Source organism: Priestia filamentosa (genome assembly GCF_900177535.1).
Taxonomy (GTDB): Bacteria; Bacillota; Bacilli; order Bacillales; family Bacillaceae_H; genus Bacillus_I; species Bacillus_I filamentosa.
On record NZ_FXAJ01000001.1, the window covers coordinates 1,355,387 to 1,371,325 of the forward strand.

At 35.9% G+C, this 15,939-nt stretch carries 15 protein-coding genes; 10 read left to right on the plus strand and 5 right to left on the minus strand.

The genetic code is table 11. From position 1 onward, the window contains the following. Nucleotides 1-591 precede the first annotated feature (591 nt). The 6 genes from B9N79_RS06925 (at nucleotide 592) to B9N79_RS06950 (ending at nucleotide 7,463) form a co-directional block, all read left to right on the plus strand. Nucleotides 592-2,106, plus strand: coding sequence for a class I adenylate-forming enzyme family protein (locus B9N79_RS06925; protein ID WP_040061019.1), 1,515 nt, complete (start codon nucleotides 592-594; stop codon nucleotides 2,104-2,106). 564 nt (nucleotides 2,107-2,670) lie between these two features. Continuing rightward, nucleotides 2,671-2,865 carry a cold-shock protein gene (locus B9N79_RS06930; RefSeq protein WP_019392658.1) on the plus strand — a complete coding sequence of 65 codons (195 nt, stop codon included), beginning with the start codon at nucleotides 2,671-2,673 and terminating at the stop codon, nucleotides 2,863-2,865. Between the two features lie 108 nt (nucleotides 2,866-2,973). Continuing rightward, nucleotides 2,974-3,771, plus strand: a complete 798-nt coding sequence (locus B9N79_RS06935) for a lipid II flippase family protein (RefSeq protein ID WP_040061022.1) — start codon at nucleotides 2,974-2,976, stop codon at nucleotides 3,769-3,771. A 350-nt stretch (nucleotides 3,772-4,121) separates the two neighbouring features. Beyond that, a complete protein-coding gene (gene proC, locus B9N79_RS06940; RefSeq protein ID WP_019392660.1) occupies nucleotides 4,122-4,964 on the plus strand; it encodes a pyrroline-5-carboxylate reductase in 843 nt (280 codons plus the stop codon). Between the two features lie 48 nt (nucleotides 4,965-5,012). After that, nucleotides 5,013-6,137 (plus strand): glutamate 5-kinase, encoded by a 1,125-nt coding sequence (gene proB / locus B9N79_RS06945; protein WP_026009577.1) that lies wholly within the window; start codon nucleotides 5,013-5,015, stop codon nucleotides 6,135-6,137. Nucleotides 6,138-6,200: 63 nt separating this feature from the next. Beyond that, nucleotides 6,201-7,463, plus strand: a complete 1,263-nt coding sequence (locus B9N79_RS06950) for a glutamate-5-semialdehyde dehydrogenase (RefSeq protein WP_085118037.1) — start codon at nucleotides 6,201-6,203, stop codon at nucleotides 7,461-7,463. Nucleotides 7,464-7,510: 47 nt separating this feature from the next. On the opposite strand, the gene B9N79_RS06955 is transcribed toward B9N79_RS06950, so the two are convergent. Continuing rightward, on the minus strand, nucleotides 7,511-7,864 hold the full coding sequence (locus B9N79_RS06955) for a methyl-accepting chemotaxis protein (RefSeq protein ID WP_158512822.1): 354 nt from the start codon (nucleotides 7,862-7,864) through the stop codon (nucleotides 7,511-7,513). A 9-nt stretch (nucleotides 7,865-7,873) separates the two neighbouring features. Continuing rightward, nucleotides 7,874-9,199, minus strand: coding sequence for a methyl-accepting chemotaxis protein (locus B9N79_RS06960; protein ID WP_082864738.1), 1,326 nt, complete (start codon nucleotides 9,197-9,199; stop codon nucleotides 7,874-7,876). Nucleotides 9,200-9,421: 222 nt separating this feature from the next. On the opposite strand from B9N79_RS06960, the gene B9N79_RS06965 reads away from it, so the two are divergent. From B9N79_RS06965 to pepF, 3 genes are all read left to right on the plus strand, one after another. Further along, nucleotides 9,422-9,661 (plus strand): hypothetical protein, encoded by a 240-nt coding sequence (locus B9N79_RS06965; RefSeq protein ID WP_048896826.1) that lies wholly within the window; start codon nucleotides 9,422-9,424, stop codon nucleotides 9,659-9,661. A 172-nt stretch (nucleotides 9,662-9,833) separates the two neighbouring features. Beyond that, on the plus strand, nucleotides 9,834-10,367 hold the full coding sequence (locus tag B9N79_RS06970) for a DUF420 domain-containing protein (protein ID WP_019392665.1): 534 nt from the start codon (nucleotides 9,834-9,836) through the stop codon (nucleotides 10,365-10,367). A 155-nt stretch (nucleotides 10,368-10,522) separates the two neighbouring features. Further along, on the plus strand, nucleotides 10,523-12,301 hold the full coding sequence (pepF, locus tag B9N79_RS06975) for an oligoendopeptidase F (RefSeq protein WP_046217615.1): 1,779 nt from the start codon (nucleotides 10,523-10,525) through the stop codon (nucleotides 12,299-12,301). 183 nt (nucleotides 12,302-12,484) lie between these two features. Here pepF and B9N79_RS06980 read toward each other — a convergent pair whose 3' ends face one another. The 3 genes from B9N79_RS06980 to madL form a co-directional block, all read right to left on the minus strand. Further along, nucleotides 12,485-12,883, minus strand: coding sequence for a Rok-like winged helix domain-containing protein (locus tag B9N79_RS06980; RefSeq protein ID WP_019392667.1), 399 nt, complete (start codon nucleotides 12,881-12,883; stop codon nucleotides 12,485-12,487). A gap of 183 nt (nucleotides 12,884-13,066) precedes the next feature. After that, nucleotides 13,067-13,825, minus strand: a complete 759-nt coding sequence (gene madM, locus B9N79_RS06985) for a malonate transporter subunit MadM (protein ID WP_019392668.1) — start codon at nucleotides 13,823-13,825, stop codon at nucleotides 13,067-13,069. Between the two features lie 31 nt (nucleotides 13,826-13,856). Continuing rightward, nucleotides 13,857-14,234 (minus strand): malonate transporter subunit MadL, encoded by a 378-nt coding sequence (madL, locus tag B9N79_RS06990; protein ID WP_040061028.1) that lies wholly within the window; start codon nucleotides 14,232-14,234, stop codon nucleotides 13,857-13,859. Between the two features lie 476 nt (nucleotides 14,235-14,710). Here madL and B9N79_RS06995 point away from each other — a divergent pair, with 476 nt between their 5' ends. After that, on the plus strand, nucleotides 14,711-15,931 hold the full coding sequence (locus B9N79_RS06995) for an MFS transporter (protein ID WP_040061030.1): 1,221 nt from the start codon (nucleotides 14,711-14,713) through the stop codon (nucleotides 15,929-15,931). The last annotated feature ends 8 nt before the right edge of the window (nucleotides 15,932-15,939 follow it).

Sequence of the window (15,939 nt, forward strand, 5' to 3'; positions counted from 1 at the left end):
TAGAACAGAGTATGAAAGGTTTTGGGCGGTAAAAAGAAAAGATAAACGGATTTTAAATGAAAGAATCTTTTCTTATATAATTTTCTAGGATGAGTTCTTTTTTCTATAGGAAAGAATCTATTTTGAAAAACCACTAGACAACTACAATTTTATATCTATTTTTCAACATTACCTAACATGGATGAAGATATGCATTAAACAATTTCGGTAGGAAAAGAGAGAAAAGGTACTTTTTTTTTATTTGTAACAGATTTTATTTTTACACGAGTAAAAAAAACTGAAAATGAATGTGGGGTAGAAAATCTCTATTTTAGAATAGGGAATTTGTCATATTTTTCATTAATAAATGCTTCTATATATATAGAACGACTAGTTGTTAAAAAGAAAATAGTTTCCAGTTTAAAAAAAACATAAAAATGCTTACAATCCGCATTCTAAAAGAGGCGGGTTATTTTTCTGGAATTTTCCGTTCCTAAGTCCTTTGTCCTTTTTTGATCTACATCACTTTATAAAGAATTTACTTTATGATAAAGTTAATAAAGTGAACAAAAGATAAAAAATAAAATCATTAGCTTAGGAGTGTGTAAAGCTATGAAGACTATTCATTCTTACTTAGTAGAAAGATCTATTGAAACACCAAACTTTGAAGGTTTAGTGGACCGAAAACACCGTTATACATTTAAACAATACAATGAAGAAGTAAACAGACTCGCTCATTATATGAAAGAAAAAGGGGTTCAAAAAGGAGATAGAGTCGCTCTGCTTCTTGAAAATACCCTATTTTATCCTGTAGCCCTTTTTGCATCATTTAAAGTAGGAGCTATTGCTATTCCAACAAACAGTGAATCAACAACCTTAGAAATGGAAAATGTAATTGATTCTGCCAAAGCTAAACTTGTGCTTTATGATGAGAAATTTGCAACTGTGATGGCTCCTCTTATTGAAGAAAAGGGGGATGTTATTTTTAAATCTGTAATGGCTCAAGATGAAAGCTTAGAAGGATTCCAACAATTTTTAAAAAGCTATTCAGCGGATGAGCCAAATGTTGTGGTGAATCCAGAAGATCCAGCTCTTTTCTTATTTACATCAGGAACAACAGGAAAACCTAAGATTTGTGAAATCATTCATAAAACGTATACAAGCTATTTTGAAAGTGGCGATGTTTCAAAATGGAAAAATACAGGTGAAGGAGCTCGTTTTCTTGCCGTTCATCCACTTTTCCATATGAGCTCTCTTATCAGCGTATTTGGAGCTGCCTTTATGGGAATGACAGTTGTTTGTTCTATGAAGTCTGAGCCAACACAAATTTGGGAAACCATTCAAGACCAAAAAATCAATTCAATGATGGCTTTCCCATATGTTTATAATCATATGATTGAAGAGTACCATAAAGGAAATTATGATGCGTCATCTCTTAAACAGCTTCAAACAGGAGGAACAAAGGTACCATCCTCTTTATTTGATAAATATAAAGAAATCAATGTACCGCTTCTTTCAGGTTACGGAAGTACAGAGGCATTTGTGTTAACAAGATATGTACCAAGTATGGGACGAGAAAAAGCAGATTCTGCTGGTCTTCCGGTCGACGACATTGAGATTAAAATTGTGGATAAGGATACACATGAACCTCTAGAAAATGGAGAGGTTGGAGAAATTCTAATTCGAAGCCCATATGTTTTCGAAGGCTACTGGGGAAATGAAGAAGCAACTGAAAAAGCATTTGAAGACGGCTGGTTCCTAATGGGAGATGCTGGGATGATTGATGAAGATGGCTTCTTATATATTATGGGACGTTATAAAGATGTTATTGTATACGGAGGCGAAAACATCTATCCAGATGGAGTTGAGGAAGTATTAACATCAATTAAAGGAGTTCGAGAAGCAGCCGTTGTTGGGATGAAAGATGAAACCTTTGGTGAAGTGCCAAAAGCTTTTATTGTTAAACAACCAGGTTCGCCGCTTAGCGAAGAGGACGTTCTTTCTTATTGTAAAGGACGCCTGTCTGACTACAAAATTCCAGCAGTTGAGTTTGTAGAGAGCCTTCCGAAAAACCCTGTAGGGAAAGTATTGAAAAACGTACTGCGTGATCGTAAACAATATGCTTAACAAAAAATCGAGCAGAAATGCTCGTTTTTTTGTTGACATAAGTGATTTATAGGTGTATATTTATATATTGCTGACTCTTTTTTAAGCAGTTTGATACATGTTTATTTCTCTTTTTAATAAGAGAAACGGAGCTTAAACACACTATTAAATATTCGAGGGTAAATAATCGTATGACTACGTTAAATATAACTGGAACATTATATCTAAAAAGTGAGAAGAAACAAAGCTATAAGAAACCTTTTTCTAATAGCGAGAATATGAACATCTCACACGCGACGAGTAATTTAAACCGACTAAAAAAACTCAAGACTTTGTTCGTAGCAGGCACGGCCTAGGAGCCGTAAGCATGAAAGAGAGGTAGGGCTTTCATTGTTTCTAGTTTTGGGAAGTTACTCTCGATCATAAGTTGAATGAAAAGAAAATTCATCGCATATAATAAAGGGTTAGTATCCACAATTTTCTTTGTGAAATCTTTCTTTAATACATTTTGATGGCTTAACTTCGCCTTTTTTGGAAAGGCTATGAAAAGGAAAAGAATCCATTTCAAGACCAAGGAGTGAGCGCATGTATAATAAAAAGGAAGTCCCTGAAATTGTGACAGCAGAAACGAAAGTTTGGAACTGTGTTTCCGAAGATTGTAACTGCTGGGTGCGAGATAATTTTAAAAGCAGTGAGACGCCGACATGCCCGCTTTGTGAAAGTGAAATGAAGTCGGGAGTAGAAATTCTTCAAGTTGTCGATAATCCAACACTTTCATAATAAAAAACCAGCCAAATTGGCTGGTTTTTTATTGTTTCTGTTAAAAGAGCAACTTTCTACCAAATATTAACGTCTATTTTAAAAATATGGTAAAAAGGTTGGTCAATTATGATATTAGTTCTTATCATGCTTTTAACAGGAGTTATTCACTTTGTAGAAACATCGTGCTATAGCATTCGATTTGGAGGAGTAAAGTTAAAGAAAATTGCTGTATCTCTTTCCATTGCAAGTGCTGTTTTACTTATCGCAAGAACATCGAATTTGTCTCAGTCTATGCTTTTAGGGAATATGGTAGATAGCGTTGATGAAGATATGGAAGGAAGTATTGTTCTTTCCTTTCGTCTTATCTTATTGAGTGCTTCAATCGGAACACTCATTAGTATAGTTGCTTATCCAACAATGGCGAAACTTTCTCCTTTGCTTATTAAGCGTTTTGAGATAGAAGGATCACTAATGAATTTAATGACGCTCACGAATATTAAAAAATTACGTTATGTTCCTTCATACATAAGAAAGCCAAGAATAACGGTTATGCAAAAACTTCGCATTGGAGGAATTCCGAAGCGAATGATGCTCATAAATATTTTCGTAACCTCTGTTTATACAACTGGAGTTCTTTCAGCTTTGTATGCTTCAATTCTCGATCCTGCTCATAGTGCAACATCTATTATGTCAGCTGGAATTATTAACGGAGTAGCTACAATTTTATTTACACTATTTCTTGATCCGCACATAGCACTTTTGACAGAGCGTGCGCTCATTGAGGATACAGGGTCTTCTGCCATGACAAAAACATATATCTTTCTTATGATTTCACGTTTAATAGGGACGCTAGTGTCTCAAATCTTCTTTCTTCCGGCAGCTGTTCTTATTACCTATATAAGTAAGCTTGTTGGCGTCTTATAATTTCGGAAGATAGCTTCTACTTTTTACAAAAGAGCAATGGACAAATTGCTCTTTTTGTAAAAAAACGACAGAAAAAATATTTATTTGTCAAAAAGCTATTGACAAATAAGAAAAAGATAATTTTTTTATGGTTTTTAAAAGTTTCTTGGATTTACCAAGGTAGTTTCCTCATCTATCCCACGAATGACAAGTGTTACAGCGTGTTCTAAAATTTATTTTGTATGCGCTTTCAAATCGTTAAAAGGCTTGTCTTACAGGCGTTTCAACCTTGACATAGAATATGACCATGTTACGATTAATTACGTTGTTGGCACAAAAAAACAGCAGTACATTTTAAAGGAGAGGATATTTTGATTAGTAATCAGAAAGTTGCTTTTTTAGGAGCGGGTTCAATGGCAGAAGCAATGATTTCTGGCATTGTAGAAGCAGAGTTAATTCCTGCTGAACAAATTATTGCGACAAATAAAAGCAATGAAGAGAGATTACAACAGCTGAGAAATAAATATGGAATTCGTGCAATGAAACGTGAAGAATTGGATTTTAGCTCGGTAGATTTTTTTATCTTAGCAATGAAACCAAAAGATATCGATGAGGCTCTTTCGTCTATTAAAGATAAAGTAACAAAAGAGCAGGTTATCTTATCTGTATTAGCGGGTATACCAACTTCATACATGGAAGAAAATTTAAATGAAGACCAACAAGTTATTCGCGTTATGCCAAATACATCGAGCATGTTAAGAGAATCGGCAACAGCACTTTCACCAGGAAAGCACACATCGATGGATAAAGTAATATTAGCGAAAAAGCTTCTAGCTTGCATTGGTGAAGTTTACGTAATTGAAGAAGATAAAATGGACATTTTTACAGGAATTGCTGGAAGTGGTCCTGCGTACTTCTACTATTTGATGGAGCATATTGAAAAAACAGCGAAAGAAGCCGGTCTTGATGAAGAAACAGCACGTCAAATTGGGTCTCAAACAATTCTTGGTGCAGCTAAGATGATGATGGAGCAAGATGATACACCTGCTGATTTACGCAAGAAAGTAACGTCACCAAACGGCACGACAGCAGCTGGACTTGCAGCGCTTGAAAAACACGGAGGCGGAGAAGCGATTTCAGAAGCCATTAAAGGTGCGGCACAGCGTTCAGAAGAAATTAGTGCTAATTTAAATAAGAAAATAGTCACTCAGTAAAAGTAAATTAAAAATATAAATTGAAACTAGCTATAAAACAGGAGTGAGATGATGTCATTAGACACCGTAAAACGGGTTGTCATAAAAATTGGAAGCAGTTCACTAACAAGTAGACATGGAGAAATAAGTAGAAGAAAATTAGAAAAATTAGTTGACCAAGTTGTGCAATTAAAAGATCAGGGACATGAAGTATTGCTTGTTTCATCTGGAGCAGTTGCGGCGGGTTATCGCAAGCTCGGATGTCTTGAACGTCCAAGTTCTTTACCTGAAAAACAAGCAGCCGCATCAATAGGGCAAGGATTATTAATGGAAGCTTATTCAGAGCTTTTTCTATCACACGGTTATGTTACGTCACAAATTTTAATTACGAGAAACGATTTCTCAGACGAAGCTCGCTATAATAACGTGCGTAACACAACAAGTATCTTGCTTGAACGCGGAATTGTACCAATCGTAAACGAAAACGATACGGTAACAGTTGATCGCTTAAAATTCGGTGACAACGATACGCTATCAGCTAAAGTAGCCGGTCTTGTTAATGCAGATTTACTCATCATTCTTTCCGACATTGACGGACTTTATGACGACAATCCACATAACAACCAAGATGCTAAGCTTTTACGCACCGTTGACAAAATCACACCAGAAATTGAAGCAGCTGCTGGTGGTTCAGGTAGCAGTGTTGGAACCGGAGGTATGAAGTCTAAAATTGAGGCAGTTAAGATCGCAAATGCTTCCGGTATTCCAACTTTCCTTGGTAAGGCAGGCGTTTCAAACATTTTGGACGATGCGGTCCAAAATAAAGCAAAAGGAACGTATTTTACATGTGCAGAAGGAGCGCTAAATTTAAATCATAAGGAACAATGGATTGCTTTTAATTCAGGTCCTGAAGGAGAAATTACCGTTGATGAACAAGGGAAGAAAGAGATTTTGGAAAACTCTGAAAGTTTACTTCCTACACATGTTTATAGCGTTGAAGGTACATTTCAAAGCAAAAGCGTTGTACGCATTAGTGATTTGAACGGAGAAGCGATTGGCCTTGGCATTGTAAATTACTCTTCTGAGGATTTAACGCTTTGCCGAGATCTTGAAGCTCTTGAAGCAAAAGAAGCGGCCGTAAAGTTTGAAGACTTAGTTTGTCATAAAGAAGTAATAACGCCAATTAAAATATAGCTTATCTGTAAATATAGTTCGATTATTCTATGAAATAAAAAACTAGGAGGCATTACTTTACACATGACGTTAACAAAAGAAGTATCAAACGTAAAAGAACAAGGGAAAAAAGCAAAAAAGGCAGCAAAAACGCTCTGTTTATTGACAACAGATGAAAAGAACAGAGCATTGCTAACATTAGCTCAACATCTTGAAGAAAATTATGAAAAGATTTTAGAGGCAAATGAGCGTGACTTACAGAAAGGACGCAAACAAAACTTTGAGGAAGCTTTTATGGATCGTTTAGCTCTTTCAAAAGAAAGAGTTCATGAGTTTGCGGAGGGACTTAGAAATGTCGCCAAGCTCAATGATCCTGTTGGAGAAGAACTTTCAAGCTGGACACTTGATAACGGTCTCGGTGTTAAAACAGTTCGTGTACCGCTTGGGGTTATTGGGATGATTTATGAAGCGAGACCAAACGTAACGGTTGATGCAACAGGTCTTGCTTTAAAATCAGGAAATGCCATTATTTTAAAAGGGGGCTCATCAGCTCTTCATTCAAATGGAGCTATTGTAGATGTGATTCATGAGGCTCTAGATCAAACAAAAATTCCACGCGATGCTGTACAATTTATTTCAACCGCAAACCGAGAAGCAACGAGCGAACTTTTTACAATGAAAGATGAAATTGATGTACTTATTCCACGTGGAGGAGCTTCACTTATTAATACTGTTGTGAACAATGCAAGCGTGCCGGTGCTAGAGACAGGTGTAGGAAATTGTCATCTTTACGTTGATCGTGATGCAGAAGTTGAAAAAGCTTTAAATATCATCATTAACGCTAAAACAGATCGTCCTGCTGTATGTAATGCAGCAGAAACGCTCATCCTTCATGAAGAATGGTTGCAAAATTATCAAAAGGAGCTGAAAAAAGCTCTTTCTGACGCAGGAATTACGGTTCATGGAGATGACAAAGCGCTTGCCGTTTTTAACGATGGATATAAAGCAGAGGAGAAAGACTGGAAAGAAGAATATTTAAGCTTAGATCTTGCTATTAAAGTCGTAAGTAACATTGGTGAAGCAATTGAGCATATTGAAAAATACGGTACAAAACATTCGGAAGCAATTATTACTGAAAATGCAGAAGCAGCGAACAAATTTACAACACTCGTAGATGCTGCAGCTCTTTATCATAATGCTTCAACAAGATTCACTGACGGTGGAGCGCTTGGATTTGGAGCAGAAATTGGGATTTCGACGCAAAAACTACATGCACGTGGTCCAATGGGTCTTCCAGCTCTTACAACCGTAAAATATGTGATGAACGGTACAGGACAAATTCGCTAATGTTAATAAAGCAAAACCACCCTTCAGTTCAGATAGGGTGGTTTTGCTTATATTTTAAAATGTGTCACAAGTTTTTGGAGATTTGTCGCTATTTTTGAAAGAGAATGAGCAGAAGCATTAATTTCATTCATTGAAGCGAGTTGTTCCTCTGTTAGAGCTGCCACACTTTGAACATGATCAGCATTTTCCTTTGCAACCTCTGTGATGGAGGAAGCCGTTGCCGTTACTTCCTGCGTATGAGAAGTCATATGTTCTGTAATAGAGACAGAGTTCGTGATCGTTTGCTCAAGCTTTGTTGTGAAAGACGTAATTTCTCGGAATGTATCTTCTGTTTTTCTAACAAGCGTTAATCCATTTTGGACGTCTTCTTTTACATGATGAATGGATTGAGCGGTAGCCACAATTTCTTTCTAAATTTCTTTAATAAAGTTTGAAATTTGAGCAGCAGACTGCTTAGATTGTTCCGCTAATTTGCGGACCTCCTCAGCAACAACTGCAAAGCCTTTACCGTGCTCTCCAGCTCTTGCCGCTTCAATAGAAGCATTTAAAGAAAGCAGGTTCGTTTGGCTCGCAACATCTGTAATAAAGGCAGAAATTTCTTCAATCTCTTTTGATCGTCTATTTAAAAGCTGAATAGCCTGTTTGCTTTGTAAAACCGATTCTTCAATTGTTTTCATTTGAAAGGAAGAAGACTCAATTAGACTGCGTCCCTCTAAAGCCAGTTCGTTTGTTAGTTTTCCTTTCGTTGCCATCATTTTAGAACCCTCTGCAATTTCCTGAATTCCTACTGTGATGTTTTCAAGAGCTTGTTCACTTTCCATCATGCTTGCCATTTGGTTTTCAGAAGCATGGGCAACAAGTTGAATGGATTCAGTAATTTTAACAGTTGCCTCATTTGCTTCCTGCGCTCCGTTTTTTAGCTGTTCAGAAGAGGAAGCGACTTGCTCAGATGTGTGCGAAATTTTTCTAATCATTGTATGTAAATTTTCTTTCATTTTATTAAAACTATCAGCAAGAACTGTCAGCTCATCATGTGCTGTATCTTGTAACTCTACTGTTAAATCTCCATCTCCAGCTTTTTCAAAAACAGCAGAAAGTTTATTTAGAAGCTTTTTCATTTTATTAGTAAAAAGGTAAGTAGCAATTCCTGATAAGATTAAAATAACGAGAACAGTACATGTGAAAAGAAGAAAAAATGATCGAGTTGTTTCTTTGATCATATCTTGATTTGCTCTGACGTAAAAAATACCAATAATATCTCCATTCTTAGCACGAGTAGGCATATATGAGGTCTGATAAGGAACGCCCACAATTTCTGCTTCTCCGTAAAAACGTCTTTTGTCTTTGGAAATCGTTTTCGCTACTTTAGGATCAAGCTTCGTCCCAATCGCCCGCTTTCCGTTAATCATAACGTTAGAAGTAACAGGAACATCTTTTTCGAAAAGTGTCACAGTATCTCCCGTTAGATTTCCAATTTGATCAACAATATCGTAATTTCCATTCATCCGAGTTTTTCCTTTATATAACCCATCCTTCTTTAGAGTCCATTCACCTTTATAACGACTGCTTAAATAAGAATAGCTAATTTTTAAATCCCCTTGTGCTTTTTGTGTAGCAATTTCTTTTATATCATCAGTAATAATATGGAAAAATACGGTGCCAATCAAACTGCAAAACATAAATACAATACAAAAAACTAAAAGATTAATTTTCGCCCACAGCTTTAACTCTAACACTGTTAAAATCCCTTTTCTCTTTTTACTTTTATCATACAAAAGTATGTAATTTTAAAGTTTAAAGAGTGTTAGAGAGAATATGTTTTTAAATAACAAGGTTATTTATTCCTAGTTTCGAAGAAGTTATATATGCATTTATAACCAATCTTTTCCTTGCTTGTTGCATGAAGTATTATTAAGCGTTACAATAAATGTCAAGGCAAAATAAAAAGGAGAGATTATTTGTTATCTCTTTCAATGATTAATAAACAGTATGAAGAAGTGCTTCTTCTACAGACAACACATGCTATCAAGTTTCTAAAACTATCACATCTGCTCACATACATGAGACAAAAATACTTTGTACCACCAATTGAGAATAAGAAGTGGGAAGAGGAAAATCGAAAAGTAATCGCGCTTTATCGGAAGATTATTATAAGTCGCAACAGTTATGAATCGCAAAAGCTTATGGCTTATTCTTAAGTCATAAGCTTTTTCTATGAAAAGAGAGAAAAGTGTGTAGAATAAAGAAGAGAAAGGGAGAGAAAAGGAAAAATTGTGAAGGATTTTAAAACGTTCAAGGCTATTTATTGACACTTGTCTTTTTATTCAATACGATATTTGAGAAGCACACTATTTTAAAGGAGTTACAGGAATGAAACCCACACAGAGTCAAAAAAATTTTACTGGAATTGTTGTGACGCTGACAATCGTCATTAACGGACTTATTGCTCTTCTTTTCTTTATGCCAAAGCTTGAGCAGTTCAGTCATCTCGATGTTACCTTCTTACCATTGTTAAATGCTGTATTAAATAGTTTTACATTTATCTTTTTGCTTTCAGCTCTTATTATGATTAAGCAGCGAAACATTACGGCGCACAAACGCTTTATTTTTGCGGCCTTTACAACAACGTTTTTGTTCTTAATTTCATATGTTACGTATCACGCTATTGCTCCAAACACGCACTTTCCAGCAGAAGGATTTATCAAGTACGTCTATTTCTTTATTCTTATTACTCATATTACACTTTCAGCTGCTATCGTCCCGCTTGCTCTTATTACACTTCTCCGTGGATTGAGCAGACAAGATGAGCGTCATAAGAAAATTGCAAGGTGGACAATGCCACTTTGGCTTTATGTAAGTCTTACAGGAGTTATTGTATATTTAATGATTTCTCCTTATTATTAAGATGAAAACACGAAGAACAAAAGTTTTTCGTGTTTTTTTATCTCTCTTTAAGGATATGGTAAAGGAAGTAACGCATAAACTAAGAAGCAGTATTCTTTTTTTCTTTTCCAAAAAAACGTAAAATAGAAGAATACATACATAAGGAGAGTGTTGTTATGGTAGAAACAAAAAGCATTCCAGAAAGCGAGAAATGGAAAAAAGAACACATTTTTTCTTCTGAAGAAGCATGGAAAAGGAGCTATGAAGAAGTTTCCACTCGTATTGATGATATCAAACACTATCAAGGAAATATTACAAATGCAAAAGAACTTTTAACATACTTAACAAAGGGAGAAGAAATCTCTCAAAAATATAGCAAGCTTTATGTTTATGCAATGCTTTCTCATGATGAAGATACAAGAGTTGCCGAGTCACAAGCAAGGCTTTCAAAAGTGCAGCAGCTTGGCGTAAAACTAAGCAGCGCCACTTCTTTTTTTACACCTTTTCTTCTAAGCTTAGATGAGCAAACACTTTCTACTTATATTAAGCAAGAAGAAGGACTTCAATATTTTGAAGAAGATTTATTTGATACGTATCGATATAAAGAACACGTATTATCTGCAGAGCAAGAAGCGCTTCTTTCCGAAATGGGGGAGGCACTGCAAGCTCCTCGCAATACGTATGGGATGATTAATAATGCAGACATTACGTTCGGATATATTACAAATGATCAAGGAGAGAAAGAGCGCTTAACACGCGGGAAATATGCATTATTAAGCAAAAGTTCCGATCGAGAAAAAAGAAAAGAAGCGTATAAAGCTTATTATGAACCATATATAGGTCTTCATAATACAATTGGTTCAACACTTTCAGCTGCGGTGAAAAATAACGTCAAATTGACTAAGTTAAGAAACTATCCATCTGCTTTAGAAAAAGCGCTCTTTGGCGACAAAGTACCAAAAGAAGTATATGAGACGCTCATTCAAGCGGCACATAAAGGAAAAGAAGCCTTGCATGCTTACACAAAAGAGCGGAAAAAGATTTTGAACGTAAACGAGCTTCGCCCGTATGATTTAGGGGTTCCACTTGTAGAAGGAGTAAAGTACGATATCTCATATGACGAAGCATACGAAATGATGTTAAAAGCGTTAAGTCCGCTTGGAGAAGACTATGTAAGTCAATTAAAAGAAATGAAGGCTGCAGGTGTTATTGACGTTCATGAAACACCAGGGAAACGTTCTGGAGCTTACAATATTGGAGTATATGGAGTGCATCCTTACGTTCTTCTAAACCATCGCAATGACTTAGATAGTTTGTTTACCTTAACGCATGAAATGGGTCATGCTATGCACAGCTATTATTCAAATAAACATCAGCCACATATAACAGCAGGATATTCTATTTTTGTAGCGGAAGTAGCTTCAACGGTGAATGAAGTTTTGCTTATGCACCACCTTATTGATCATGAAAAAGATGATAAAAAGCGACGTTACTTACTTCACCATTTTATTGATCAGTTTAAAGGAACATTTTTTACTCAAGTTATGTTTGCTGAATTTGAGAAAATCGTGCACGAGAAAGCGGAAAAAGAAGAACCTCTTAATGCTTCAGCTTTTAATGAAGTATATGAAGAGCTTTTTGGAAGCTACCACGGAGAAAGTTTGGAGCTTGGAGATGAAGTGAAATACGGATGGAGCCGTATTCCTCACTTTTACCGTCCATTCTATGTTTACAAGTATGCAACAGGCTACGCATCAGCCATTCATATTGCAGACCGTCTTCTTAAAGGCGATGAAGAAACGAAAAACAACTACCTAGAATTTTTAAAAAGCGGAAGCTCTGATTATCCGCTTAGCTTGCTAAAAAGAACAGGCGTTGATTTAGAAGAGGGAGAGCCAATTCGCAATGCGCTAAATGTATTTAGCGGGCTTGTAAAAGAGTTCTCAAAAGAATAAAAAAAACAGAGGTCTGTAGACCTCTGTTTTTTTTGAGCGAAGAATTAGTGATGAAGAAAAAGCGGAGGTTGTAGGGGATAGAAGGTATAGCAGAAAGAGAGGACTATATTTCCTCTCTTTCTTTCATGAGCAAAAGAGACGGTGTTTATACGTGTTTGTTATGTAAGATATGTATACGAGCTACTACCAAGTGCTTTTTTCAGATTTATAGCCGTAGCACCCACGTCGAATCCGCATAATATTTGGATCAATTTCTTGCAACTTTTTATAAAAGTAAGCAAATTGTGAAATTTTATATCCTGTTTCTTGTTCAACATGTGCCGTAATTTCTTTAGCTAAAAATACTTTTTCAGGGTTGTTCTTTAATAGTTGCGTAGCCTCGTAATAAGCCTCCATTTTTTTATGAGAGGTTCTGTTAATGGTTACGTGTGAAGGCACAAAATGGCGGCCTTCAATGTAGTCTAAATCTTTTAGTCTCTTTTTTAATGCGTTTCGCTCTTCTTGAATTTCTTCCAACACATTTTGCTCATACTGGTTTAGCTTTTCAAGTTTTTTTAACAATATAGTCCTTTCGCGAGTCATGTTAAAATCCCTCCGTTTCATCATTGTAACATTTATGAGAAAAATTGTGTATAAAATAAATGTATTTTATGTACAATTTCATAACAGAGAGTTCGAAGGGGAGTCTTCTTATATAAAAAAGCAAGAATGCTCTCTTTTTATGAGAAAGCATTCTTGCTTTTATGGAGTATTATCAACAAAAAGTTAAAAAGTAAGTTGAATAATAAAGTACAAAAGAGATGGACACAATAAGCAGCCTAGTCCTGTATAAAATGTAGCGGTCATTGCTCCATAAGGAACAAGTTTTGGATCTGTTGCTGCAAGCCCTGCTGCTGTACCGCTTGTTGTTCCCATAAGTCCACCAAAAATCATCGCAGAACGAGGGTTATTAAGGCCAATAAATTTAGCTGCAAATGGAGTGAAAACCATTGTTAGCATAGATTTTATAAGCCCTGCTGCAATGCTGAGTGTAATAACTTCAGAGCTTGCTCCAAGTGCTGATCCTGTTACAGGACCAACGATATAAGTAGCTGTTCCAGCGCCAATTGTTGTAATGTCTACAGGGCTTGAGTAGCCAAATGAAAGAGCAACAATGACACCAATAAAGAAGGAAAGGAAAATGCCAATAAATAAAGAAATGAACCCAATAACACCCGCGCTTTTAACTTGATTAAAATTCACACCAAAAGCTGTTGAAATAATAGCAAGATCGCGCAGCATGCCACCACCCATTATACCAATCCCAGCAAAAATACTTATATCAGCAAGTCCTTTTTCTCCTCCTGTTACAGTTCCTCCATAATAAGCAAGAAGGAGACCAATCATAATGGCGATAGCAGAGCCATGAAGTTTTCCGCGTGTGAGCTTTGTGGATATGAAGTAAGATAAGTACATTGTAAGGCCAATGAGGGCGAAAGCTGTGACAAGGTTGTTTTCAATTAATACATTTTTAATACTTTCCATCTATAATTCAGCTCCTTATCTTAGAACTTTCTCACTTGGAAGCGCTTTCTTTTTTGGGTTTATTATTTTTGCTTAGGATTGGAACGGCGGCAAAACTAATCAAAACAGCGAGCACTCCTGCTAAAACAGCCAGCGGACCTCCTTTAATAGCTGCTACAACATTTTGCTGAGCTGCCATTGCTACCACAATAGGAATATAGATAGCACTCCAAAATGCGATTCCATCTTGAGAGGGCTTTTTCAGCCTTCCGTTTTTTGATAGTAAGTTAACTGCAACAATTAAAATTATCATAGAAAGCCCGACTCCACCAATGTTAGAATCAATTCCGATAAGCGTTCCAATAAGCTCTCCGGCTGAAACACCGATAAGCATACTAATTGCAAGAATGGCAACGCCGTAAATGACCATTTTTCTCCCCCTTGTTATCGATATGAAAGCGCTTTTAAATAGTTTGGCAAAAGAAGCCACTTCTCAATTTCTGATAGGACATGTAAGAGAAAACACATAACTATAAATTAACTGAAAATTAAGTTAATTTCAAGAGGATTGAGAAAAATATTTTGATTATATTGTGAAAAAAGGATGTTCTAGGAGAAGACAAGATATCTTTTATTATGAGAGATTTAGAACATGAAAGGGTTCTAAAAAGCCTTGCTTAATTATGTAACATCTTCTTTATTTATGTAAAGAAGAATGTTATCATGTTAAAAACCTGCCATAATGGGACAGGTTCTTAACATTGATAATCATTCTTCAAACTATCTTCACCCATACTTATTCTATACGTTACAGCTTTAAAATGTGCGTTGTTTTTAGAATAATAGAAATTAATTTTACAAAGGAGGCTTATTTTTTGTACATTTATTAATGTAGGGGAGTGTACTATGAAAAACAGTTATATGAATGCAGCTTTTGGAATGTATGTGAACTACTTTTTACTTGGAATGGTTAACATTATGTTAGCTTCCAATATGACTTTTCTAACGCGTCAGCTTAATACAGATGGCGCAGGAATTAGTTATATTATCTCAGCTATTGGAATAGGAAAGCTTTTATCTTATTGGATATCAGGTATTTTATCTGATAAATTTGGAAGAAAACCGCTTATTATTACATCGAGCTTATTAATGGCTGTCTTTTTAGTTGCGATTCCACTTTCGCCTACATATCAAATAGCTTTTATATTTGCTATTTTAGCAGGGATTGCAAATTCTGCTATGGATGCAGGGACGTATCCTGCTCTTATTGAAGTATTTCCAAAATCTCCTGGTTCAGCAAGCGTTCTTGTAAAAGCCTTTATTTCAATTGGAGCAGCTCTTCTTCCATATATGATTGCTTTTTTTGCTAATCGAGATCTTTTTTACGGATACGTATTTTTCATTCCAGCTCTCATTTATTTCGTTAATATGCTCTTTTTATTTTTTGTTCCGTTTCCAAATCATCATAAAATGGTTGTGGAAGGGAAGAGGAGTTCTAACGGAGAAGAAGTGTTTAAAGAAGAACCGAATATGTGGAAAGAGGGAGCAGCTCTTGTGGTGATTGGGTTTACATCAACAGCTCTTTTCACAGTTGCTCAAATTTGGTTGCCAACTTTTGGACAAGATGTGCTTGGAATGCAAGATACAGCATCTGTTAAACTTCTAAGTTACTATAGCATCGGAGCTCTCATTTCAGTCCTTATTCTTGCTTTTCTTTTAAAAAATATAGTAAAACCTGTTCGTGTTTTACTAGTTTATCCACTTATTACGTTAGCAGCGGTTGTCACTCTTTTAACTGTGCATATTGTTCCTGTCGTTATCATAGCTTCTTTCTTTTTAGGTTTCTCAACTGCTGGTGTTTTTCAGCTCACAATTACAGTAATGACGCAGTTTTTCTATAAGAACAAAGGAACTGTTACAGGTATTGTTGCAACAGCTGCGGGCTTAGCATCTATTCTTTTACCTCTTGCAACAGGCAAAATGTCGCAAACTGGCCATATCTCCATTATCTTTATATTTGATGCTTGCCTTTCTGTTGTAGGTATTTTTGCTGCAGCTCTTGTAAACTATCGCTATAATAAAGTTATGCCTAACTTACCAGCTAAAAAAGAAAAGACGCCTGCATAAACCTGCTT

Bases quoted from the DNA above. Each gene is read 5' to 3' on its own strand.
- madM (WP_019392668.1), bottom strand. From the start codon at position 13,825: ATGGAAAGTATTAAAAATGTATTAATTGAAAACAACCTTGTCACAGCT.
- B9N79_RS06925 (WP_040061019.1), top strand. From the start codon at position 592: ATGAAGACTATTCATTCTTACTTAGTAGAAAGATCTATTGAAACACCA.
- proB (WP_026009577.1), top strand. From the start codon at position 5,013: ATGATGTCATTAGACACCGTAAAACGGGTTGTCATAAAAATTGGAAGC.
- B9N79_RS06950 (WP_085118037.1), top strand. From the start codon at position 6,201: ATGACGTTAACAAAAGAAGTATCAAACGTAAAAGAACAAGGGAAAAAA.
- B9N79_RS06970 (WP_019392665.1), top strand. From the start codon at position 9,834: ATGAAACCCACACAGAGTCAAAAAAATTTTACTGGAATTGTTGTGACG.
- madL (WP_040061028.1), bottom strand. From the start codon at position 14,234: ATGGTCATTTACGGCGTTGCCATTCTTGCAATTAGTATGCTTATCGGT.
- B9N79_RS06980 (WP_019392667.1), bottom strand. From the start codon at position 12,883: ATGACTCGCGAAAGGACTATATTGTTAAAAAAACTTGAAAAGCTAAAC.
- B9N79_RS06935 (WP_040061022.1), top strand. From the start codon at position 2,974: ATGATATTAGTTCTTATCATGCTTTTAACAGGAGTTATTCACTTTGTA.
- pepF (WP_046217615.1), top strand. From the start codon at position 10,523: ATGGTAGAAACAAAAAGCATTCCAGAAAGCGAGAAATGGAAAAAAGAA.
- B9N79_RS06995 (WP_040061030.1), top strand. From the start codon at position 14,711: ATGAAAAACAGTTATATGAATGCAGCTTTTGGAATGTATGTGAACTAC.
- B9N79_RS06930 (WP_019392658.1), top strand. From the start codon at position 2,671: ATGTATAATAAAAAGGAAGTCCCTGAAATTGTGACAGCAGAAACGAAA.